Below are 21367 nucleotides of genomic sequence, written 5' to 3'. Positions count from 1 at the left end.
CTTGACAGCCCTTGTCGCTGTGATGGATCAACTGTCCATCATGGACGTCACGGGAGTGCAGGGCGTCGTCCAGCGCCGTGAGTACGGCGCGGCCGACAACCTTGGTGGAGAAGGCATCCCGTATCGAGGCCGGTCGGCACGGATTCAGGCTGCCCGAAGGGTCGGTCGTCAACGCGGTCTCGCCCCGCCGCGACCGACCTCGACCCTTCCGAGTACAGGCCCATCCCGATCGCGAAGTACGCCATCACCCGCGCCGGCAGACTGCGATGGCGCTGCTCGGTCCGGCCCGACGCCGCGATCACCTCGTCAACCACCCCTGGCGGGAACGCCCGAGTCAACACTCCCACTGACACCAGATCCGACAATCGACGAACCGAGACCGGCTTCACTGAACGGTATCGGGGCTAGCTGGCAACGGCGCAGATGGCATCAGGCGGTGGCCCCGGAGTGCGTACGCGCCCGCGGGCGCCACCGCCCTTCTGCGAAGGTTCCGTCTCGAACAGTCGGCGTTCCGAGTTCCGCGAGGATTGCCCGGGCGAGGGCGTCGGTGTGAGCGTCCTCGGCACCCCATGGACAGGTGAACCCGTTGGCGATATCGCGGCTGCCTTGGCGTAGATAAATAATCATGCCGCGATTGTTCTCAGCTATCCTTCGAAGCTCCTCGGCTAACCTGCGGCCACACTCACATCCTGCCGAACGGAAGGTATTCCCCAGTAAGCACTCGCGATGCACTCTGACCTCAGAGTGGTCCGTTTCGGCGATTGAATCACCACCGAACACAACGAGATGTTCAGCGTTGCTGGCGTCGTCGCGTACGCCGAACGCGCGGAGGTGGCCGTGCTCGGTCGGCAGCGCGACCGGATCTGTGAGGGTGAGGTCGAGCCGGGTCGTTCGTCGCAGATGTTCGGCGATGTCGGCGATGTATACGACGACAAGTCCGTGTTCGGTGGCGAAGCGAGTCAGCTCGGACCCCGCAGCCATCCGGGTCGGGTCTTCGGTGCTGACGATCTCGCAGAGCGCAGCGGCCTGCCGCATTCCGGCAAGACGCATGAGGTCGACAGCAGCCTCCGTATGGCCTGGTCGCTCACGTACACCTCCGGCCTTCGCCTGGAGTGGGACGACGTGTCCCGGCCGAAGGAAATCTTCCGCGTTGGCTTCCGGGGTGCTCAGCGCGACGATCGTCTGTGCCCGTGCGGTCGCCGAAATGCCCGTACCTGTGCCGCGCAGGTCGACGGGCACCTGGTAGGCAGTCCCATGACGATCCTGATTGCGGTGCGTGATCGGTTGCAGCCAGAGACGCCTGCAGGTCTCTTCGGGGAGAGCAACGCACAGAAAGCCCGAGGTGTGCCGGACGGTGAAGGCAACAAGCTGCGTCGTCGCTGCCTCTGCAGCGAAGATGAGGTCGCCCTCGTTCTCCCGGGCTGGATCGTCAGCGACGACCACAGCTGCTCCACGTTGCAGTTCCACGATCGCGCGCTGAACCCGTTCGAGTCCGCTCTTGCCGGGTGGCGAAATCGAAGACGGGCTGCTTCCCGTGGTGGAGTGGCGCATTGTCGTCAGGCTGCGCGAAGGCGTCGAAATTTGCTGGTTTGAAAGACGATGGGCTCCACGCCTGGCTCGCTCAACGAGGAGTGGATCCGCAAAAGGGCGATTTGGTGATCGCCGGCCGGCATCTCAGCGTAGAGGGAACACTCCAGCCACAAGCCGGCTCCGTCGATCAAGACACTTCCGCTCGACACTGCCGTCCACTCGATGGCGGCGAAACGATTTCCGGTCTTGCGTGACAGGCCAACGCATTCGTCGTGCTGGTGCTCGCCGAGGACACTCAGTCCCAGCCGAGGCCGACTGCGAAGCTTCGGCCACGTCGTGGAACCAGTTTGGATGCACACAGAAACCAACGGCGGATCGAGCGACACACACGTGAACGAGCTGGCGGCCATGCCGACCGGTTTGTCGTCAACGATCGCGCAGACGGCGACCACTGCGGCCGGAATGTACCCGTAGGTTGCCCGAATCTCGACGGGGTCGTCACTGAACGGTTTCAGCTCCTCCATGACGGTTTCCTCCTTCGGTAGCGGCAAGGCGTCCGAATGTTTCGAATCAGGCTTCCTGCGTGAAACTTCTCGGTCGTTTCGCTGAAAAAGCTTGGATGCTTTGGGTCGATGTCGGGTCGCGGTCGGATGCGGCGTCGAGCTTGCCGCCCATGGCCTGGTGTGCCAGCCGAGGGGCACGGCGTTGAGCCAGCAGTTCCGGTGGGTGAGTTCGACACCTTTGGGCCACGTCGAGTCGGTCGAGGCCGGTCGCCAGGCCCGGTGCCCGCCGGAGGACGTCACCACGTTGAACGGAACTCTCACCGTTTTCTCCCCGCACTCGATGCCGTTACCACAGTGGGACGACTGCGCCGGGAACACACACCGGGCGTGTGTCCCCGACGCCAGGGGAACTAGCTCGTGGCGACCACAGGAGTGTCCGCAGGCTCGAGCTCGTGGGCGGCCGGGAGTACCTCCTTGGCGAACAGCTGCAGGCTCTTTTCGGCCAACTCGACCGGCATGCCGCCGTACTTGGCTACGCCGATGAACTCCGACGGCCCCATGAATGCGTTGGCCGCCTTCAGCTTCTCGATGCACTGGTCGGGCGTGCCCCAGATGTGGTCACGGAGGAACGCGTCGGCGAAGCCCGGCTTGGCGGCGTCCCCCGCGCTTGCCGCGGCGGTGATCTGCTCGCTCATCGCGGCATAGTGCTCGTAGCCCTTCGTATTCGCGAAGTGGGCGCCCGCCAGTTCGTAGTGCCGCATGGAGCTCTCGGCGTACTCGCGCATGTAACGGACGGCGCCCTCACGGGCCTCGTCTTCGGTTTCGGCGCAGTAGAACCAAGTCACGAGGGCCGGGGCGGCGGGCTGGTGGCCGGCCTCGGCCCGGGTCTTGTTGAACGCCTCGAGCTCGGGGCCGTACTCCTCGAACGACTTCTGGGGGATGATGAGCGGCTTCAGGCCCGCCTTGGCCGCGATGGGCGCGGTCTGCGGCGTCCCCCACGCGCAGTGCATCGACTCCAGCAGACGCTCGGCGTCCCGGGGCCGGGGCCGCAGCGAGAGGGTCGGGCTCTCCGGACGCTGCTGGACGTCCGGCAGCGTGAAGTATTCGCCCTCAAAGGAGAACCGCTCCTCGGTGAGCGCCAGCCGGATGATCTCGAGCGCCTCGAGGAAGCGCCCCCGCGACTCGCCCATCGGAACGCTCATGCCGCCGAACTCCCGCCGTCCGGCGCCCCGGCCGAACCCGACCGTGAGCTCGCGGTCGCCGAGGAGGTGCTGGAGCATGACCAGTTCCTCCGCCAGGCGGAGCGGGTGGTGCCACGGAATGACCGCCACCATCGTCCCCAGGCCGATCCGGCTGGTGCGCCCGGCCCAGAACGTGAGGAACTGGGCGACGTTGGTGACCATGGTGTACGGCGTGAAATGGTGCTCGACGCTCCAGATCGAGTCGAAGCCGAGCGGCTCGATCTGCTCGCCGAGGCGGACCTCGTCCTCGAACACCTGCGTGTCGGAGAAGCTCGGAGTCCCTGCTTTCTCGCCCCGCTCCAGTGCTTCGAATCGATCCCAATCGCGAAAGTTCTGGGCGAAGAGCGTGATACCAACCTTCATGAACGTGCTCCTTTCGGTCCCGCCGCGGGTGGCGTCCCGACCGAGCCAGAGGGTTTCCCCGGGCCCAAATGTCCTTCTGCGCAACGGGAATAGCGAACGCTATGTGAATATTTATAGGACGCGTGCCGCCCGGCGTCAAGCGCGTCCTGAACGCACCGGCGGCAGCATGAGCCGCTCGTCCGGCGCCGGACGCGGCCGAACCTTGACCGAAACCTAGTAACTACTATATTGTCGCCACGGCGCCGAGGACTCGGGCATGTCCGGCGCCGTTCCGCCTTGGCGCCACTCTCACCACTCGTGCCTCGGCACCGCCTTCGTGCGCCGTTCGCGCTGGACGGCCATCGGGTGCCGGGCGGCCCGAGTGCTGGTCGTCGGCGACCCTTGCGGTCGATTCTCGAGCGCCCGCAATGTTTCCCAGTTGGACGGCGGATGCAACGCCCATCCTGGTCGAGCGAGGAGCGTGACGATGAGCACGAGCAAGACGACGGAGGTGCGCGGGTACGTCGAGGAGGGCTGGGGATCGGTTGCGGACGCGTTCCGCGAGAACTTCGAGCTCCATGGCGACGTCGGTGCGGCGTGCAGCGTCTACGCAAAGGGGAACCCGGTCGTCGACCTGTGGGGTGGTGTCGCCGATCCGAGCACGGGACGTCCGTGGCAGGAGGACACCGTCGTCCTCGCCATGTCGACCACCAAGGGAGCGACGGCCATCTGCGCCAACCGCCTGGCCGAGCGGGGCGAGATCGACCTCGACGCCCCAGTCGCCGAGTACTGGCCCGAGTTCGCGGCGAACGGCAAGGAGGCGACCAAAGTGCGGTGGCTGCTGAGTCACCAGGCCGGCCTGCCCGTGCTCGACGGCCCGCTCACCCTCGAGCAGGCGTGCGAGTGGACACCCGTCGTCGAGGCGCTCGCCGCCCAACCACCGCTCTGGGAGCCGGGGACCCGGCACGCCTACCACGCCTTCACCTACGGCTTCCTGATCGGCGAGGTGGTGCGGCGGGCCACCGGCCGCACGATCGGGCAGACATTCGCCGAGGAGGTGGCCGTGCCGCTCCGGCTCGACGCGTGGATCGGGCTGCCGCATGCGGCCGAGGCACGCGTGGCCCCGCTCCAGCCGCCGCCGGAGATCGAGATGGACCCCGCCACGGCCGAGATGATGGCGCAGCTGACGGGGCCGGAGTCCGTTTTCGGTCGCGCCATGGCCTTTGGTGGCGCCGTCCCGCCGACTTTCGTCACCGAGCGCGGCGGCATGAACGCCCGTCAGGTGCGGGCATCGGAGTGGCCGGCCGCGAACATGGTGAGCGACGCCCGCTCGGTGGCCCGGATGTACGCCGCCACCATCGGCGACGTCGCCGGTGTGCGGCTGCTCTCGGAGGCGGCGCTCGAACGGGCGGTCACCCGTCAGACGGCGGACTCCACCATCTTCGGTGCTCCGCCGGGAATGGAGGCGTCCCTCGACATGCAGTTCGGCCTCGGCTTCATGCTGCCGGCGGCCACCCAGTGGCTCAGCCCGGCCTCGTTCGGCCACTCCGGCGCCGGCGGCTCGCTCGGTTTCGCCGACCGGGACGCCGGGATCGGCTTCGGGTACGTCATGAACCAAATGGCGATGATGCCCGACGACCCGAGAACGCGTGGGCTGATCGCCGCCGTCCGGGGCGTGCTGGGCTGACGCTGGTCATCGGCTTCGAGGCCCGATCAGTTGCCCTGTCTCAAACTGCTGCTGGTTGAGATTGCGTTGCAGGGCGCGGTGCCAGACCCGACGGATGACACACGTTGGTACCCCGACAAGCTCAACCGGAAGGAAGGGATCGACGATGGCAGGCACTGGCGAGTCGACGGGCATCACGTTCTACACGCACGAGGATGCCCCGCTGATCGACGACACCGGCATGATGACACCGGTGGGCGAGATCGATCCCGAGGTGTTCTCGAACCTCGACTTCTCCGCGTACCTCGCGGGGCAGCGGGTCAAGGCCCTGTTCGGGCGTGCCGGTGAAGATGCGGTCAGCCTCGTGTGGGCGCGCTTCGAGCCGGGCTTCCGCCTTCCGCGCCACAGCCACTCCGCGGACTGCCTGTACTTCGTCGTGAGCGGCGAGGCGATCATGGGCAACCGCGTGATCGAGGCGGGCAACGGCTTCTTCGTCAAGGCCGACCAGCCGTACACCTACCGAGCCGGTGACAACGGCGTCGTCGTGCTCGAGTTCCGGACGACGACGAGCTTCGACATCGACGTCCGGGACACGACCGTGGCGCAGTGGACGCCGATCGTCCAGGCGACGCTCGACAACCAGCACCGCTGGACGGCGACGTCCACCGTCACAGACGCGCGTCAGGACAAGGTCGTATTCGGTGGCGAGCAGTGGCTCGACCTCGCTCGCGAGACCTTGCAGCGGTTGGTGAAGGACAATGCGTCGGGCGCCGGATCGTTCGCCTTCTGCGAGGTCTGGACCGATGCCCCTCCGGGCACCGTCGGCCTCGGCGCCGGCAGTCGCGCCGGCTTCCACCTGCGGAGCAATGGGAAGGAGTGCGACGTCCAGGCCGGAGAGGTCGACGACGTCGACGTCAAGATGGTGCTGCCCTACGAGGCCGCCCTCCGCACCGCCCCGCTGCACCTGGCCGATGTCGCCGCACGTGGCGAGATCCCCACCCCCGAGATCATCGGCGATGTCACCAAGATCCCGGCGTACTTCTCGGTGCTGCACGACGAGCTCGCGGACCGCACCGCCCCGCGAATCCCGCCGAGATAGGCGATGGGCGTCATCGAACGTGGCGTCGCCGACGTCTCCTTCGGCCCAGGGCCTTGGCGTCAGTACACGATGACGCTTCGCAGCACCTCGCCTGCATCCATCGCGCGGAAGGCGACGTTGATTTCATCGAGCGTGATCCGCCTGCTGATCAGGGCCTCGACTTCGAGCTTTCCCTGCCGCCAGAGTTCGACGAGGCGAGGAAAGTCTCGACGCACATCAGCGGATCCGTAGAGCGATCCGACGAGGCGCTTCTCACTTCCGACCAGCTCCAGAGGGCTCAAAGCCAGCATGTCGTCGGCGGCAGCGATTCCCACCATGACGGTTGTTCCCCCGCGGCGGGTCGCATCCCATGCGGCCTTGACGGTGGTCGATGAGCCGATGGCCTCGAAAACGACGTCAAACCCGTCGCCGCCGGTGATCTCGTCAATCGCCTGTGGCACCTCATGGGGGTGGATGCCATGCGTTGCACCGAGTTCCTGTGCGCTCTTCAGCTTCCGATCCACGGTGTCGACGGCAACAATGTTCGCCGCGCCCGCGATCCGGGCGCCTTGGATCACGTTCACGCCGACGCCCCCGCACCCGATGATCGCGACGTTCGCCCCAGGCCAGACCTTCGCTGTGTTGATTGCGGCGCCGACTCCGGTCATCACCCCGCATCCGATCAGCGCGCCGACCTCGAGCGGGACGTCTCCGGCGATCTTGATGCACGCGTTCTGGCCGACGACGGTCTCCGTGCCGAACGTGGCCAGCCCGATGGCTGCGTAGCAGTCCCTGTCGCCGATCGAGAATCGAGCGACCGGCTGTCCCAAGCTTCCGCGAGAGCACAGATTCTGCTGGCCCCCGAGACAGAACTTGCACGCGCCACAAACCGAGACCCAGGAGAGAATGACGTGATCTCCCTCGGCGACCTCGGTGACGCCGGGTCCGGTCTCGACGACGACGCCGGCCCCCTCGTGCCCGAGAATGGCCGGAAGGAACGGGGACTCTCCCATCTTCCCGTTCCGCGTCGACAAATCGCTGTGACATACGCCGCTGGCGAAGAGCCGAACCCGTACCTCTCCCGGCCCGGGCGGGTGCACCTCGATGTCGTCGAGCACCTCGAGCGGCTTCCCCGTTTCCCACATCACTGCCGCTCGCATGTCAGATGCCCATTCCCGGGACGTGGTTCGAATCGTCGAGCCCGAGCTCGGGCCACGTACCCGTGATGATGCTCTCGAAGATGCCGTACCCCTCGGCGCTGCCCTCCCGGACCCGGACCGGCTTGTCCCGGAACTGCCCCAACGACCGGAGCACCTCCGGCGTGGTGCAGTCGGCGATGTACTCCCCGTCGACGACGAGCTCCCCCAGGTACCGACCCTGGCGGTGCCCCTTCCAGTCGCCATAACCGGCCGCGGCGAGGTGGAACCCCGACTCCCCGACCGGCTCCACCTCGAAGACCCGCTTCTCGCCGGAACGGTGCTTGAGGTGGATCTCGCCCGATTCGAGGAACCGGGTCCGCGGGTGGTACCTCATGTGTGACTCGACGCCCACCAGCTCCTGGCGGCCGTCCGGGTAGTTGAGGAACGCCGAGTCGCCGATACCCGAGGAGCCCGTGAGGAAGATCGAGAGTTCGTAGTACGACCCGGACGGCGCCCGGAGGAACATCTGGGTCCAGTTCATCAGTGTCTTCGCGCTCGCGACCTGCTGCACGTAGTCAGGGGCCGGCTTGAGGTCGGGGGGCGGCGATCCGACGAGCGACCCTCGGATACCCCACGAGTGGTCCCGCACGCCGAACCACTCGTCCGGCGTCACCCGGTAGGTCTCACCTTCGAGTTCGATGGTCCCGGAAATGAGCCCGCCCTGGTGGTACCGGACCACGTTCGACCCCATCCGCCCACTGAGCGGGTCGCGCATGTCGTTGCGGTGCTCGAAGAACGGCGTGAGCACCCCGTCGAATGTCAGGTCGAATGCCAGCCGAGCAGCGTCGTTGGGTTCCAGCCGAGCCCGGACCTTCTTCAAGGGTTCGACGACCTCGTACGAGATCGGACCCACGGATGCGTCCTCCGGCGCGGTGGCCAACTCCCGGCTCGCCCGGACCGTCCACTGTTCCTTGCCCCGCGAAACGCCCGCGAAGCCGTCGAAGACGTTGCGGTTGTGATATTTACCCAGCCCGAAGTCGACCTGCATGGTGCCGTCCATGCGGGCCATCGACATCCAGATCTTCTCCGTCCAGGAGTAGTCAGCATCGGCGACCGTGCCGAACGTGTCCGGGAGCTGGTGGTTGAGGCCCTCGTCTGCCTTCCGGAGGGGGCCGATGCCCTGTACTGCCATGAATGATGTCCGTTCCTTCTCTCGTTCGAGCTTGGTCCGGGATCAGAACTGGATGACCAGCGGGCGCGTGCCCGCAGTCATTCACATACTTCGCACTATGCCGCGAGAACGTGATGTCTCGCAAGGGCTTTGCCTTTGCGAGACATCGCAACCCGCGCTGACGGAGCAGGTCGTACGCGCAGCGGATGGGAGTGATTCAGCCGTCAGGAGCGTTTCTTCGGCGGGGTGGTTCGCCTGCGAGCCCGAGGAGACCTGGCGGACGAATTGACGTGAGCGGTGGCCGCTTCGACGAGAACGGCGCGGACGTGTGCGGCGTGTTCGTCGTCGAAACGGTCACCCATCATCACCGCCAGCGTCGTGCTGACGGCGACGCCCCATGTCGCCATGTGGAGGTATGCCGCCATCCCCGGCTCGGCGGTCCGGCCAGGAATGATCTCGTGGAGCAGCCGATCGACGTGGAACGACAGCGAGTCGCCGAAGCGGCGGAGCGTGGCTCGAGCGTCTTCCGCCGTATTGGGATCGCGAGCGACGTCGAGCAAGACCTGCAGGACGCTGATGTATTCGGCTCGGCCGTAGTAGTCGAAGATGAGCGACACCCAGGAATCGAGTCGCTCGTCCACGGTATCACCCTTGATCACGGCGTTGGCGAAGCGGGCGATCACTTCGTCGACGGCGTCCTCGATGACAGCCAGCAGCAGGCCCTCGCGCGACCCGAAGTGGTACTGGATGACGCCCCACGTGACGCCCGATCGGCGGGCGATCTCGTTCGAGGTGGTGCGGTAGTAGCCGATGTCGGCGATCGTCTTGATCGTCTCGTGGATCACAAGGCTGCGGGTGTGTGCAGCGGACTCGGTGCGGCCCATCCTCAATCCCTCACCGGCCGACGACGCTTCCGGCCGGGCGGGGTCGATGTCCGCTGCGGTTGTCCATTGTGGCCTCGCAATGACGATGTGGCGCAGCGAACCCGTCCCGGCAGGTGCCGCGACGAGGACTGCCATGTGCGGCACCAGACTAACGGCGACCGCCGGGCGGGCACAACAAGGCCGCCGTGCGTACCCGGCCTGCCGGGTCGAGCCGGTCTCATCACCGGAGCTCACGCGCTCCCGACGGAGGTTCGGTCGCCGCCGCCGATGGAGAGAATGCTCGCGCCATGAAGGGTCAGCAGCATCGAGGCTGCGCCCACCTGCGCACGGGCGGCATCGCTGGACAGCTCCGGCAGGACGATGTCCTGGATGAGCGTCGAAATCCCCTGCGCCACCCTTTCGGGATCCGGGGTGAGCGGACCCATGGACAGTTCCTCGCCGGCACCAATCTGCGCCAGGGCGGCCTGCATGACGCCGGGAATGGCCATGCCCATCAAGGCAAAGCGAAGATCGTCGCTCTCCCGATTTTCGAAGAGCGCGAAGCCGATGAGCATGATCACTGTCATCTTGAGCCGCGCCAGGACCTCGTACCACACCCGATTCCGGACCTCGATCCCGGTGAGCTCCTCGTAGAGGGCCAGGAAATCGTCGGCGGACATGGCGCCCGCCGGGTCCCACATGGCCAGCGCCCACCCGATGTCCGTCAAGGGGTCGCCGACCGTGGCCATCTCCCAGTCGAGCACGCCGACGACTTCCTCGCCTTCGAACATGAAGTTCCCCAGCTTGCAGTCGCCGTGCACGAGCGTGACACGGGGACACGGAGCCGGAATGTTCCTGCGCAGCCAGTCGACGACGCGGTCGAGCGCCGGATGATCGGCGAGCCTCAGGCGGTTCATCTCGCCTTCCCACCTCTCGACCTCTCGCTCGAGATGGCCTTTCCCTTTGCCGAGGAAGCCGAGGCCCAGCACGCGCCAGTCGGTGTTGTGCACCGCCGCGATCTTGTGCACGAGGTCCGTGTACATCCGCTGGACCCGCTCCTTGGGAGTGCTGAGCACGTCCTCGGGGATGCGCGGCTCGTAGACCTCGCCATGCAACCGCTCCATGACGTAGAAGGGGCGCCCGATGACGTCCTCATCGGTCTCGAGCCAGAGCACTTTCGGCACGGGCACGTCGGATGATTCGAGCGACTGCATGACGTTGAACTGCTTCGGGAGGTCGTAGGGCTCGAGCAGCCCCGGCCCGACCGGCCGCGTACGGAGCACGACCTCGCGGGTGCGCGGCTTGCCGCCCTGCGTCCACCGAAGCGTCAGCCCCACCGTCTCGTTCGAGTGCCCCACCGAGAGCCGGTCGATGCCCGTCACCTCGAGATTCCCGGCCTCCGGGAGCTTCGCGGCGAACCACGTGGTGAGCCGCTCGTGCATATCTGCGACGTCCATGTTTTCCCTCATCGTTCTGGCTCTCAGGTCGTCCACCCGGCCGGGCCGGATTCGACTGGAGCTCCGTCCGGCGCTGCGAAACGCCAAGGCGCGAGGTGCGTTGCATGGTTCCGTGCCGCCGACCCCGCGACACCAAATAGCTTGAACTATATCTGTTGCTGGGCATTACATCCTGGCGCGTTGCGGGTGTCAAGCGAGGCTTGACCTCGATGATCACGTCGTCACTCGGCGTCCGATGGCGGGCGGGGTCCGAGTCTCTTGACGGCGGTCGCACGCTCCACATAGCATCTACCATGTTCGGACATAGCACCTACCATGTTCGGCTGCCGGTCGGCGATCGGCATGCCGAGTGAGCACGATTTCGCTGCGCATCCGGGAAAAGGGGATCTCCATGGTCGTACAAGGAATTGCTCCGCTTCGTGCCGCCGACGAAGGGCTGAACCATCAGATCGTGAACACGTTCGGCGCGGTCGGTGAAGCGGACTTTTCGTGGACCGAGAAGATCTGGGCATCGCTGGCGAAGATGGACGGGTCACTGCAGGTGGACTTCGGTCTCGGCCGCTATCACAACCGGGACGTCATGGATGGATTCGGTGGCGTCTCACGCGGCCGCGAGCAATGGACCGTCCGCGCCAGCAGGGAGCTTTCCCCCGCACCCGAGGCGACTTCGGTCGGACCGGTTGTGTACGAGGTCGTCGACCCGCTCAAGGCAGTGCGATTCAAGCTGGAACCGAATGATGTGCTCGACTTCTCCTTCGACCTTCTGCTGGAAGGCGTGCTGCCGCCGTTCTTCGAGGTCCGTAACGCGTTCCTCGATCAGGCGACCGGACGTTCGGGCACGGACCTCGTGCGCTACCACCAAGGCGGCCGGATCACCGGGACTCTCGTGCTCCAGGGGGCGACGCACCAGGTGAACCCGGACGAGTGGTTCGGTTTTCGCGATCACTCGTGGGGAGTCCGCGGCCAGGTCGGCATGCCTCCACCGGACCTGAAGCCCCGGCCCGAGTTCGCGGTCGGCGGCGTCGACAGCGTCATGCACTGGACGCCCTGGTGGCTGCAACGGCCGAATGGATCCTATTACGGGGTAGGGATCTTGAAGGTGTCGGCCAGCACGGGCACGGGCGGTGTTTCGTACGGCTCATATTTCCTCAACCACCCCGACGGGCGGCAGGAACCGGTCCGCGTGGAACCACACCTTTCGTATGACAAGAAGACCCGGTTCATGGAGGGCGGCGAAATTCATCTCGAAACCGAGTCCGGTCAGAAGAGGGTGTTCGAGATAGAGGCGCTTGGTGGATCGGGTTTCCACCTTGCCGCCGGTGGATACGGTCGAACCCACGGTAAGTGGATGGGGGCCCGGCATGTGGAGGGCGAGTATATTGCCGACTGCTGGGACAATGAGCACCTCCCTCGGCTCGGGCAGTTTCGTGACAAGCCCGTTCGCGTACGGGAAGGCGACGCTGTCGGCTACGGAATCTTCGAAAGTGTCATCATGGGCTCGTGGCCGGATCTGGGGCTGGACGAGAACAACGAGGTACCTTCGGGGTTGTGATCCGCCCGAGCTGACCGTCGCCGGGAGCGCCGAGCCCGGCCCCGTCCACTGCTGCGGTCGCCTTGGCGGATGATGAGCAGGAATCCGACGACGTCGCGCCTCCTGACCTCGCGGCGAGCGCCCCGATCGTCAGCGGAGCACCGATCGGGGCACGCCGGGAGCAGCTGTGTCACCGCACCGAATCAGTGGCCGTCGAGTGGCACGTTCCCCGCTGCCATCAGTTCCCGATAGTTCCGGGTGAACGTGGCCACCGCAGGCTCGCGGTCAGGATTCCGCGGTCCGGGAACGTAGCCGCCGGCCCGGATTCCGGCCTGTGTCCGTTCGCACAGCTCCCAGTCCTGGCGGTTCGTCACGTCCCACAGGTGGGTGAGATCCGAGACTTCGTAGTCGATCTTTTCCTGCGCGTCCCCCGCAACGAGCCAATCACACCGGACGACGGTCCGTTCCGGCGCCACCGGCCGGAATTCGAAGACGATGGCATAGTCGGGAAAGGCGAGGAATGCCGACCCGAGGGACGGCGCGGCCAAGGCACACGGAACGGAATCTCCGGACCCGGGCGCCGGTGGGGTCGTGCCGAACGAGCCGAGCAACTTGCGGCTCACGAATTCCCCGGTGGTCGTGAGGGAACGGGCGCCGTCGACCAGCGGGTACGGCTCCCCGGCGGACGCCGGCTGAAAGAACCGTCGCAAGTCGAAGACTCTGGTGAATTCCGGGTGATTGACGGCGCAGTGGTAGCACTCCAGGAAATTCTCGTAGACGACCTTCCAGTTTGCGCCGACGTCGTAGCCGATCGTGGCGGCGACCTTCGCGCCGGCAAGGCCGAAGGGGGCGAACTGGGTTTCCTGGTCGCGGGCAAGGTCGGCGACGGAGGCGGATGGCGCACCACCGAGATTCACGAAGACGAAGCCGTTCCAGGTCTCCGCCGGTACTTTCCGGAGACTGTACTGCCCGAGGGGCAGATCCCCGGGCATCGCGGGTGCGACGCGCAAGGAACCGTCGAGGGCGTAGGACCATTGGTGGTAGGGGCAGACCAGCCGGTTACCGGACCCGCGCCCGGGCTCGCACATCAGTGCGCCGCGGTGCCGGCAGACATTGAACAATGCGTGAATCCCGCCGTCCTCGTCACGCGTGAGGACCAGCGGCTCGGTGAGAATTTCCGCGGTGATCCAGTCTCCCGGGCGAGGAATTTCCGATACATGCCCGGCATACTGCCAGTTCGGCCGGAACAGCTTTGCCATCTCGTGCTCGAACCAGGTCGCGGAGGTGCATTGCTCCCGGGTGAACCCGATATCGAGGTCGTCGCCGTCGACGTTTGCCGAAGCAGCGGAAATTCTGGAGGACGTCATCGGTGGGGCGATCCTTTCTCTGGGGAAGAACATGAGCGCGAAGAGGCACAGATGCCGCGGTGCACCACGAATGCTATGCGGCTCTCGCCTCGACCTGTAGTGGCGCTTGTCGGGAAAATTGCCCGGAAGAGGGCGACACCTGTCGACTGCGAGGCCGGACTTGATCGCCGACGTGACGGAATTCGATATCACCGGCATAATGGTGCGTGGTGGCCCGTGATTCCGAGGGCGGCACCACCAACGCTCGCGGTCGAGAATTGCTGCTGCCGATTCGGAGTGACGCGGGTACGCACCCCAGCGGTCCGGGCCGGCCGAAAGCCGGCTGCGCCGCGAATCCCACGGAGGCCGGCACGGTGCCCAGCGACGATCTGCAACAGCTCGTGGACGAGCTCGCCGAACAGCTGCACCGTTCGGTCGCCATCGACGACCCGACGGTGCAGCACCTGCTGGCGGCGAGCAGGCATTTCGGGGACGAGGACGAGTTACGCGTGAGGGCGCTGGTGAACCGATCCGCGCCGCCGCCCGCGATCGAAGCCATCCTGCGGCTCGGCATCACCCGGTGGACCGAACCGCACCGGGTCGACCTCCGGCATGTCCCCGGACTCGACACCCGGCTGGCGGCCCGCTTCTGCGTTCCGATCCGCTGCAGCGGCGTCCTGCTCGGCTTTCTGTGGCTGATCGACCGCGACGCCACCCTGACCCGGGAAGAAATCGACGCGGCGGTGGAAACCGCCGGGCGCGCCGGAATCGCGCTCTACCGGCGGCTGGTCCGGCGGACCCGGTCGCGGGCCCGCACGGAAGACCTCTTGGCGGAGCTCGTCGCATCCGATCACGACGTACGCCAGCGGGCAGTCGGTGATCTGCGCGCCGAGGAGCTGATTCCCGACGACGCCACCTGTTTTCAGGTGCTCGCGACGCACCATGCGCCTGCCGAAGCGCCCAGTGCGGCACAGGTCGCTCTCGAATCCGCCACGGAGGAAGGGATGCGGGCGCTTCCGGCGGGAACCGCCCTGATGGCCGCGGCGCGCACCCGGGCATGGCTGCTCCTGGCCACCGCGAAGCCCCTCGATGACGAGCGGCTGTACCGGGTCGGCGCCCGGATCACGTCGCGGTACCGGGCCATCGCCGGTTCGGCGGCGCGGGTCGGGGTCGGGGTGGGCGATCCGGTCGGCGCGGTCTCCGAGGTCATCACGTCTCACTACCAGGCATCCGTCGCCGCTCGGGCGGCGCTGATCGTCCCCTCGCTGGAGGACGTCGCCCGCTGGGGCAAGCTCGGCCCGTACGAGATCCTTCTTCGCATGCCGATCGACGAGATGCTGCGCACGCCCATCCCGGCCATCGAAGCGCTGGCCACCGGTGACTCCAGCGGGATTCTCACCCGGACTCTCGAAGCGTATTTCGACAATGCCTGTGACGCCAGGCAAACCGCAGAGCTGCTGTGCGTCCACCGCGCCACCCTCTACCAGCGCCTCCATCGGATCGAGCAGCTCACCGGCTGCCGGTTCGACCGGGGTGACGACCGGCTCGCCCTCCACCTCGGAGTCAAGCTGCGCGCTCTCGCGGCGAGCCACCGGGCCGAGCTCGAAACCGAAGGCTGATGCTCACCGGCCCATCCGGAATGCGGAGACGAAGGCGGGATCGTCGAGCGCGGGGCGGTCGGCGCGGAAGGCGTCGACGGCGAACGCGGTGGTCCCGGTGCGGGCGAGGTCGGCGAGCAGGTGTCCCAGCAGGTTGCCGAACTTGGCCGCATGCGCAGCGCCGAGGCCGATCGTGACCCGGGGGTGGCCGGGGACCCGGTCGATGACGAAGTCGCGGTCCGGGGGCAGGTCGTAGACGCAGGTCTTGCTGAGCAGCTCGGGTCCGGCCGCGGCGGGAAGCCGTTGCTCGAGGAACGCACGGAACAGCGCGGTGTCCTCGGGATCGGGCCGGGAGGAGCGTTCGTCGGACGTGATGAAGCGACCGCTGAAATCGCGTGAGATCTTCACCGCGGCCTCACCGTAGACCGGGAAACCGTAGAAGAGGTCGGTATCGCCGTGCCAGATCCAGACGGGAAACCGGTCCGGGCTGAATTCGGCGAGGTTCGGCGTGGCGAAATAGCCGACCTGCTCCTGGGTCAACGAGATGTTCCACCGCAGACCGAGGCACGGAAGGAACTTCTCGATCCAGGAAGCGACGCACACGACCACGTTGCCTGCGGTGATCGGGCCGCGGTCAGTGCTGATGACGACACAGTCGTCGGTGGGAGCGAGGTCGAGCACAGTGGTGTGCGGGGCGAATTCGACGCCGAGCCGGCGGGCCATGGCGATCTGCGCGGCGCAGGCGCGGCGGACGTCGAGGATCCCGCTGTCGGATTGGTACATACCGATCACGTCGTCGTCGATCCGCCATTGCGGCCACCGGTCACGGATCGCGGCGGCATCGAGGTCTTCGGCAGGGATGTCGAAGGGACGCAGTGCCGCGCGGTAGTTGGCCAGCTCCTCCTCTCCCGCTGTCCCGGTGACGGCAAGATCGAGGCCCCCGGTGCGCGTCACGAGCTGCATCCCCGTCTGCGCTTCGAGTTCGGACCAATGCTCGTACATCGCGTGCGTGAGCGCGGTGTACGTGGTGCTGTGGTAGGAGTGCCGGATGATCCGGGAGTGGTCCTCCGAGGCGCCTCGGTCGTGCCCGAGCGCGAACTGTTCCACGACCAGCACGTTCGATTCGCCCGACCGGGCCAGCCAGTAGGCGGCGGCCGTGCCGAGCACCCCGGCACCGATCACGACGTAGTCGAAGTTCCGCGTCACGTGGCTTCCCTCCTTCCGGATCGGCCCAGCCCGGCGTGAGGCCGGGGCCGATCGATGATCGGCAGGGTGATCCGGCTCGGGTGGGCCGGGCCCCGGTGGAGGTGGTTGGCCGCGACGACCAGGTCCGCCGCGGCCGCTTCGGCAATGGTGCCGCCGGTGTTGGAGTTCCGGTCGTAGCGGGGGAAGTTGCTGCTGGAGACCTCCACCAGAATCCGGTGGCCGGGCAGGAACACGTTCGAGGTGGCGATCAGGTCGACGGTGATCTCGCAGACCCGGCCCGGCTGCATCAGGACCGGCCGGTCGAGGGCCTCGCGATAGCGGGTGCGCAGGATGCCGTCGCAGAGGATGATGGCCCGGCCGTCCGGATGGACGTCGACGAGCTTGACGGTGAAGTCGGTATCGGCTGCCGAAGACGACACGAACAACGTCGCGGTGACCGGACCGGTCACCTCCACCGGCTCGGTCAGGATGCCGGTGGTGAAGACCAGCACGTCGTCGCGATCGTGCACCGGGCGCTGATCGGCCGGCCCGTCGTAGCCGTCCATGCGCATCAACGTGCCGCCAAGGGTCGGCACGGGCTGCTGTGGGTTGTACAGGTAGGTATCGACTGCATCGTGGACGGGTTCGGCGGAAGTGAGCACCCCGGCGCCGGCTGCGGTGTTCGCCGGTCCGTTGCCGTCGAGGTGGAAGGACACATATCGCGTGTCCGGCAACGGCCAGTCGTCCTCGTCGCGCCACTGATCGATGCCCATCACGAAGATCCGCACCGGTGCGAGCCCGTCGAGCGCGTCCTCGCGGTCGCGCAGCCACCGGTCGAAGAACGCACCATGCCACCTGGTCACCTCGGACGCCGCCAGCGCCGCGCCCGGTCCGAACCGGCGATCCGGGAAGATGCCGGACCAGTTGACATGACTCCACGGCCCGATGATCAGCCGCTGCCCTGCGCGCGCCTGCCCGGTTCCGGCGCCCGCCTTGAGGATCTCGTAGGTGCGGAGGGTCTCGCCGCAGAAATTGTCGTACCAGCCTCCGACGTGCAGCGCCGGGACAGTGATCGCGGCTGCACGGTCGATGGGGGTCATCCCGGTCCAGCCGCCGCCGCGCTCGGGCTGTTCGATGATCCGCTCCACCATGAACGGCAGGTACTTCCGAAGCAGTGGCTGATCAGCCACCGGCAAGCGCAGCCGGCTCGGGGAATCGTCATCCGCGGCCGCCATCAACCTCGGGAGGTCCGCGTCGTCGCCGGTCCCGGCGGCCAGCGCCCGGGACAACACAGTCTGGCTCATCAAATGGCCCCAGGTCAGCACCACGCCCAAGGACATGGCGCCACCGCGGGAATACCACGGCGCCCGGTACAGGTCGCCCGACGTCGTGCCGGGGGCGATGGCGGCGAGTTCCGGCGCGTCTTCCACGGCCGCCCACAGCTGCACCATGCCGAGGTAGGAATTGCCCCAGGCGCCGACTTTTCCGTCGCACCAGTCCTGCGCGGCCAGCCAGCGGATGGTGTCGGCACAGTCGGGCCCCTCGTCCACGTTCGGGACGAACACGCCCTCGGATTTCCCGGTACCACGCACATCCTGCACCGCCACGGCATATCCCGCACGCACCATCTGAAGCACCGTCACCGGGGCACCGCCACCGTGGATGATGTCCATTTCCTTCGTGTACGGCGTGCGCACCAGCAGTACCGGACCCGGTGCATCCACCACGGGCCGCCAGACATCAGTCGTCAGGACGATCCCGTCCCGCATCGGAACCGGCACGTCACACGACACCGTGTAGTCCACGCCCAATCCTTTCCCTGCTGTCATCGCGAACCGTCGTGGCGACGGAAGAAGTCCACGCTCGCCGCGCCGATTTCGACGTAGGATTCAAGCGCGTGTGTCGTATCGGCAACGGACGCGATCTCACTGCCGGGCAAGGCTTCCGCCAGCGCCTTGAACTGCTCACTCGGGATGAACTGATCCTGGTCGGCATCGATGACCAGCACGGGTCCGTCGACGAGAGTGAGCTGCTTGAGGCTGAAATTGGGCTCGCTGCACCAGCAACGACGCATTTCCTGCACCATTTCGGCGTACCGCTCCGGATGGGGCGAAGTGCGCTCGTACGATGTGCGCATGTCGTTCAGCAAAGGGTCCGGCGGTGCAGCCGCGCGCGCCTGCTGGTAAAACGCGTCCGAGAACCAGGCCCTGGCCTCCGCGCTGTAGGCATCGTGCGAGTACGGCGTGCCGGCCAGCACCGCGGACGTGACGCGGTGGCCGTGATCCTTCAAGAGCGACAGGATGATGCAGCCCCCGTCGCTGTGGCCCCAGAAGTGAACGCGATCCAGCCCGAGATGGTCCAGCAGCCGGATCGTGTCGTGGGCATACCGCCCGTAGTTCACCGGGCCGGCGCCCATGCTCGTGCGTCCCGTGCCCCGCCCGTCCATCACGACGACAGTGCAGTGCTTCGCGAGCTCGTCGCGCACATTGTGCAGATTCTGCGACCACGTTGCACCGGCCCAGTCGGTCGACGATCCGATCCACAAACCCGTCTGCATCACCACGACCGGACCCGAACCATGCACTTCGTAGTACATCTCGATGTCGCCCAGCCCGGCCGTATGCATTCCGGGAACCATCCGCGACGCGGCATCATCGGCGGAAACACCTGCAGTATTCACAATCCCACTCCTCGATCCGGGACGGCGAGACGTGAAAACCGTATCGACCGTGAAACGTCCCGTCGACCGACTGCAGTCGCCGCTCCGCCATCGAAAAATGCGACACGTGTCGGCCGTCAGCCGGAGCAGGGCACCTCCACGGTGACCCGCGTCGGCCCGCCAGGGGGACTGTCGACGTGAAGGGCACCATCGAATGCGCTGACCCGGTTTTCGATGCCGGTCAGACCCGATCCGGCGCCTCGGTCGGCTCCGCCGCGCCCGTCGTCGGTGACGGTGACTGTGACCCCGGTGCGGGTGCGGTCGATGGTGATCTCGATGGCCGTTCCCCCCGAATGCCTGACCGCGTTGGTCACGAGCTCGGCCGCCGCGAAGTACAGCGCGGATTCGACCGGCATTTCGAGCCGGTCGTCGAGAGTGGAGTGGACCACAGCGGGGATCGGCGCGTCGAGGGCGAGCGCGCGGACCGCGTCGACGAGACCGCGTTCCAGAAGCACCGGCGGGACGATCCCGTGTACGAGTTCGCGAAGTTCGCGCAGCGCCACCAGCGAGGTCTCCTTGGCTTGCCGCAACAGCGCTTTGGCTTCGGTGGCGTCGGTGTCGACGAGCGACTCGGCCGCGCCGAGCGTGAGGCCGATGGCCACGAGCCGGGCCTGGGCGCCGTCATGGAGGTTGCGTTCGATCCGGTGCAGCTCGGCCTCCTGGGTATAGGTGAGGTCGGCCCGTCCCTGCACCAGCGAGGCGATCCGGGTGGTGAGCAGCTCCACCACGGACGGCCCGAGAAAGCGCCGCGCCATCGGCTCGGCCGGCCGCCAGCACACCGGCAGCAGCGCGACTCCCGCCCCGGCCGCCACGACGGCGCCCACTGAGGAAAGCGGCACCGCCGAGCCGATTCCTCCCGCGATCAGCGCCAGTGGAAGAGCGGCGGCGACGCCGACGGTGAGCGGGGCGATCAGCATCCACAGCATGTCCCGCAGCGAGGCTGGATCCCTCGTCCGCTGCCGGACCCACTGCCGGCACCCCGAAAGCCATCGGGATCGCTGATAGTCGTAGCCGTTCCACCAGTAGCCGGTCGCCATCCGGGTCACCGGAACGACGGGCCGGTATGCCGCCGGAAGCTCCGTGCCGGTCCAACGGGCGACCAGGGACCGGGTCGCCGCGCACATCGGGCGTGCCAGCAGCAGGAGGCTGACGCCCACCACCCCGAGCGCACAGCCGAGGGCACCGGCGATGCTGCCCGTCAGCGCGAAAAAGCCGGCCCCGGCGAAGACCCACCCGAGCGGAGCGAGTCCGGTCAGCACCACGAGTACCAGCGACCGCACGAATCCCTCGGCGAGGGATCGGATGACGGCGGCGAATCCACTGCGGGCTCCGGACATTTTCTCATGCTCTCGACCGGCCTCTCCGAGCGCAACCGGGGCGTTCGAACAGTGGGTCCAGCCCCACCACGTCGTGGGTCTACGCCCATTCCCGCCGCGTCACCGGCGCAATAGCGTCGTCGGCGAACGAGTCGAACCGACGAACGAGAGGAATACCCGTGATTCTCGGAAATCATCTCTTCACCCGCGACGGCGGCACCGGAAGCGTTCCCCATCGGAATTTGCAGCAGCCGCACGTACGCAAAGCATTCCGTGTCCTCAAGGGGTGGAACCTGGCCTACCTCGCCACGAGCGTGCTGGCCCTCATCGCCTCGTTCGTCCTGCCCGAACCCGGAGGCAGCGCCATCGGCGTCTGGATCCGCTGCGGCGTGGTCACCCTGATCGCCGCCCTGATCTACTTCCTCACCACCCGAGCCGGGAAAGGGGACCGGCGGGCATACCGGACCCTGACCGTGGTCGCCTACCTCGAGTCGATCGGATTCCTCGTCGTCGCGCTCATCGTCCCCGGTTACCCGCTCTGGCTCCGCGCCGCGCAGATCGTGGTCGGAGTGTTCGCCATCGGGACCGCCTTGGCGACGAGCAACCGGCAGCTCCGGCAAGCCTTTGCCGTCGATCCGGTGAGCCCGGCGTCCTGATCGGGCGAGCACCAGTCCCGCGCTCG

17 protein-coding genes and 1 pseudogene are annotated in these 21367 nt (G+C 66.9%); 5 read left to right on the top strand and 13 right to left on the bottom strand.

Going from position 1 to position 21367, the window contains the following annotated elements:
- Positions 1 to 200 precede the first annotated feature (200 nt).
- The 4 genes and pseudogenes from OO71_RS49060 to OO71_RS22345 all read right to left on the bottom strand — a co-directional run.
- Positions 201 to 389 (bottom strand): annotated as a pseudogene (locus tag OO71_RS49060) (transposase domain-containing protein); the annotation flags it as partial.
- A 40-nt stretch (positions 390 to 429) separates the two neighbouring features.
- Complete coding sequence (gene ribB / locus OO71_RS22355) at positions 430 to 1551, bottom strand: 3,4-dihydroxy-2-butanone-4-phosphate synthase (RefSeq protein WP_084145159.1); 1122 nt, start codon at positions 1549 to 1551, stop codon at positions 430 to 432.
- Positions 1552 to 1556: 5 nt separating this feature from the next.
- Entirely contained in the window at positions 1557 to 2054 is a 498-nt protein-coding gene (locus OO71_RS22350; protein WP_033291779.1) for a flavin reductase family protein, read from the bottom strand.
- A gap of 389 nt (positions 2055 to 2443) precedes the next feature.
- Positions 2444 to 3637 carry an LLM class flavin-dependent oxidoreductase gene (locus tag OO71_RS22345; RefSeq protein ID WP_033291778.1) on the bottom strand — a complete coding sequence of 398 codons (1194 nt, stop codon included), beginning with the start codon at positions 3635 to 3637 and terminating at the stop codon, positions 2444 to 2446.
- 466 nt (positions 3638 to 4103) lie between these two features.
- Between OO71_RS22345 and OO71_RS22340 the strand changes: the two genes are divergently transcribed.
- Together OO71_RS22340 and OO71_RS51680 are read left to right on the top strand one after the other, a co-directional pair.
- Positions 4104 to 5303 (top strand): serine hydrolase domain-containing protein, encoded by a 1200-nt coding sequence (locus OO71_RS22340; RefSeq protein WP_033291777.1) that lies wholly within the window; start codon positions 4104 to 4106, stop codon positions 5301 to 5303.
- A 145-nt stretch (positions 5304 to 5448) separates the two neighbouring features.
- Complete coding sequence (locus OO71_RS51680) at positions 5449 to 6381, top strand: cupin domain-containing protein (RefSeq protein WP_063740094.1); 933 nt, start codon at positions 5449 to 5451, stop codon at positions 6379 to 6381.
- Positions 6382 to 6440: 59 nt separating this feature from the next.
- Here the strand turns inward: OO71_RS51680 and OO71_RS22330 are convergent, their stop codons facing one another.
- The 4 genes from OO71_RS22330 to OO71_RS22315 form a co-directional block, all read right to left on the bottom strand.
- Positions 6441 to 7478, bottom strand: coding sequence for a Zn-dependent alcohol dehydrogenase (locus OO71_RS22330; protein ID WP_211260580.1), 1038 nt, complete (start codon positions 7476 to 7478; stop codon positions 6441 to 6443).
- Between the two features lie 43 nt (positions 7479 to 7521).
- The gene (locus tag OO71_RS22325) at positions 7522 to 8691 is read right to left on the bottom strand and encodes an Rv3169 family protein (protein ID WP_033291775.1); all 1170 of its coding nucleotides are present in this window, start codon (positions 8689 to 8691) and stop codon (positions 7522 to 7524) included.
- Positions 8692 to 8894: 203 nt separating this feature from the next.
- A complete protein-coding gene (locus tag OO71_RS47625) occupies positions 8895 to 9689 on the bottom strand; it encodes a TetR/AcrR family transcriptional regulator (RefSeq protein WP_084145157.1) in 795 nt (264 codons plus the stop codon).
- Positions 9690 to 9784: 95 nt separating this feature from the next.
- Complete coding sequence (locus OO71_RS22315; protein WP_051791896.1) at positions 9785 to 10975, bottom strand: phosphotransferase family protein; 1191 nt, start codon at positions 10973 to 10975, stop codon at positions 9785 to 9787.
- Positions 10976 to 11339: 364 nt separating this feature from the next.
- Here OO71_RS22315 and OO71_RS22310 point away from each other — a divergent pair, with 364 nt between their 5' ends.
- Positions 11340 to 12542 (top strand): Rv3169 family protein, encoded by a 1203-nt coding sequence (locus OO71_RS22310; protein WP_211260579.1) that lies wholly within the window; start codon positions 11340 to 11342, stop codon positions 12540 to 12542.
- A gap of 182 nt (positions 12543 to 12724) precedes the next feature.
- On the opposite strand, the gene OO71_RS22305 is transcribed toward OO71_RS22310, so the two are convergent.
- Entirely contained in the window at positions 12725 to 13888 is a 1164-nt protein-coding gene (locus OO71_RS22305; RefSeq protein WP_033291774.1) for an aromatic ring-hydroxylating oxygenase subunit alpha, read from the bottom strand.
- Between the two features lie 353 nt (positions 13889 to 14241).
- On the opposite strand from OO71_RS22305, the gene OO71_RS22300 reads away from it, so the two are divergent.
- The gene (locus OO71_RS22300) at positions 14242 to 15486 is read left to right on the top strand and encodes a helix-turn-helix domain-containing protein (protein ID WP_033291853.1); all 1245 of its coding nucleotides are present in this window, start codon (positions 14242 to 14244) and stop codon (positions 15484 to 15486) included.
- 3 nt (positions 15487 to 15489) lie between these two features.
- Here the strand turns inward: OO71_RS22300 and solA are convergent, their stop codons facing one another.
- From solA to OO71_RS22280, 4 genes are all read right to left on the bottom strand, one after another.
- On the bottom strand, positions 15490 to 16671 hold the full coding sequence (gene solA, locus OO71_RS50955) for an N-methyl-L-tryptophan oxidase (RefSeq protein ID WP_033291773.1): 1182 nt from the start codon (positions 16669 to 16671) through the stop codon (positions 15490 to 15492).
- Positions 16668 to 18455, bottom strand: a complete 1788-nt coding sequence (locus tag OO71_RS22290; RefSeq protein WP_211260578.1) for a CocE/NonD family hydrolase — start codon at positions 18453 to 18455, stop codon at positions 16668 to 16670. Before OO71_RS22290 ends, solA begins: the two co-directional genes overlap by 4 nt.
- A 20-nt stretch (positions 18456 to 18475) precedes the next feature.
- Positions 18476 to 19330: an alpha/beta fold hydrolase gene (locus OO71_RS22285; protein WP_156096479.1), complete on the bottom strand. Its 855-nt coding sequence runs from the start codon at positions 19328 to 19330 to the stop codon at positions 18476 to 18478.
- Positions 19331 to 19446: 116 nt separating this feature from the next.
- Positions 19447 to 20706, bottom strand: coding sequence for a sensor histidine kinase (locus tag OO71_RS22280; RefSeq protein WP_051791892.1), 1260 nt, complete (start codon positions 20704 to 20706; stop codon positions 19447 to 19449).
- 158 nt (positions 20707 to 20864) lie between these two features.
- Between OO71_RS22280 and OO71_RS52305 the strand changes: the two genes are divergently transcribed.
- The gene (locus tag OO71_RS52305; RefSeq protein ID WP_033291771.1) at positions 20865 to 21341 is read left to right on the top strand and encodes a hypothetical protein; all 477 of its coding nucleotides are present in this window, start codon (positions 20865 to 20867) and stop codon (positions 21339 to 21341) included.
- Positions 21342 to 21367: the final 26 nt, after the last annotated feature.

The organism is Amycolatopsis jejuensis (assembly GCF_000717335.1).
Taxonomy (GTDB): domain Bacteria; phylum Actinomycetota; class Actinomycetes; order Mycobacteriales; family Pseudonocardiaceae; genus Amycolatopsis; species Amycolatopsis jejuensis.
This window is presented reverse-complemented; position numbering and strand designations above follow the sequence as displayed.

What these genes read in the sequence shown, in the direction of transcription:
- ribB (WP_084145159.1), bottom strand. Translation starts at nt 1,551, where the DNA reads ATGCGCCACTCCACCACGGGAAGCAGCCCGTCTTCGATTTCGCCACCC.
- OO71_RS22350 (WP_033291779.1), bottom strand. Translation starts at nt 2,054, where the DNA reads ATGGAGGAGCTGAAACCGTTCAGTGACGACCCCGTCGAGATTCGGGCA.
- OO71_RS22345 (WP_033291778.1), bottom strand. Translation starts at nt 3,637, where the DNA reads ATGAAGGTTGGTATCACGCTCTTCGCCCAGAACTTTCGCGATTGGGAT.
- OO71_RS22340 (WP_033291777.1), top strand. Translation starts at nt 4,104, where the DNA reads ATGAGCACGAGCAAGACGACGGAGGTGCGCGGGTACGTCGAGGAGGGC.
- OO71_RS51680 (WP_063740094.1), top strand. Translation starts at nt 5,449, where the DNA reads ATGGCAGGCACTGGCGAGTCGACGGGCATCACGTTCTACACGCACGAG.
- OO71_RS22325 (WP_033291775.1), bottom strand. Translation starts at nt 8,691, where the DNA reads ATGGCAGTACAGGGCATCGGCCCCCTCCGGAAGGCAGACGAGGGCCTC.
- OO71_RS47625 (WP_084145157.1), bottom strand. Translation starts at nt 9,689, where the DNA reads ATGGCAGTCCTCGTCGCGGCACCTGCCGGGACGGGTTCGCTGCGCCAC.
- OO71_RS22315 (WP_051791896.1), bottom strand. Translation starts at nt 10,975, where the DNA reads ATGCACGAGCGGCTCACCACGTGGTTCGCCGCGAAGCTCCCGGAGGCC.
- OO71_RS22305 (WP_033291774.1), bottom strand. Translation starts at nt 13,888, where the DNA reads ATGACGTCCTCCAGAATTTCCGCTGCTTCGGCAAACGTCGACGGCGAC.
- OO71_RS22280 (WP_051791892.1), bottom strand. Translation starts at nt 20,706, where the DNA reads ATGTCCGGAGCCCGCAGTGGATTCGCCGCCGTCATCCGATCCCTCGCC.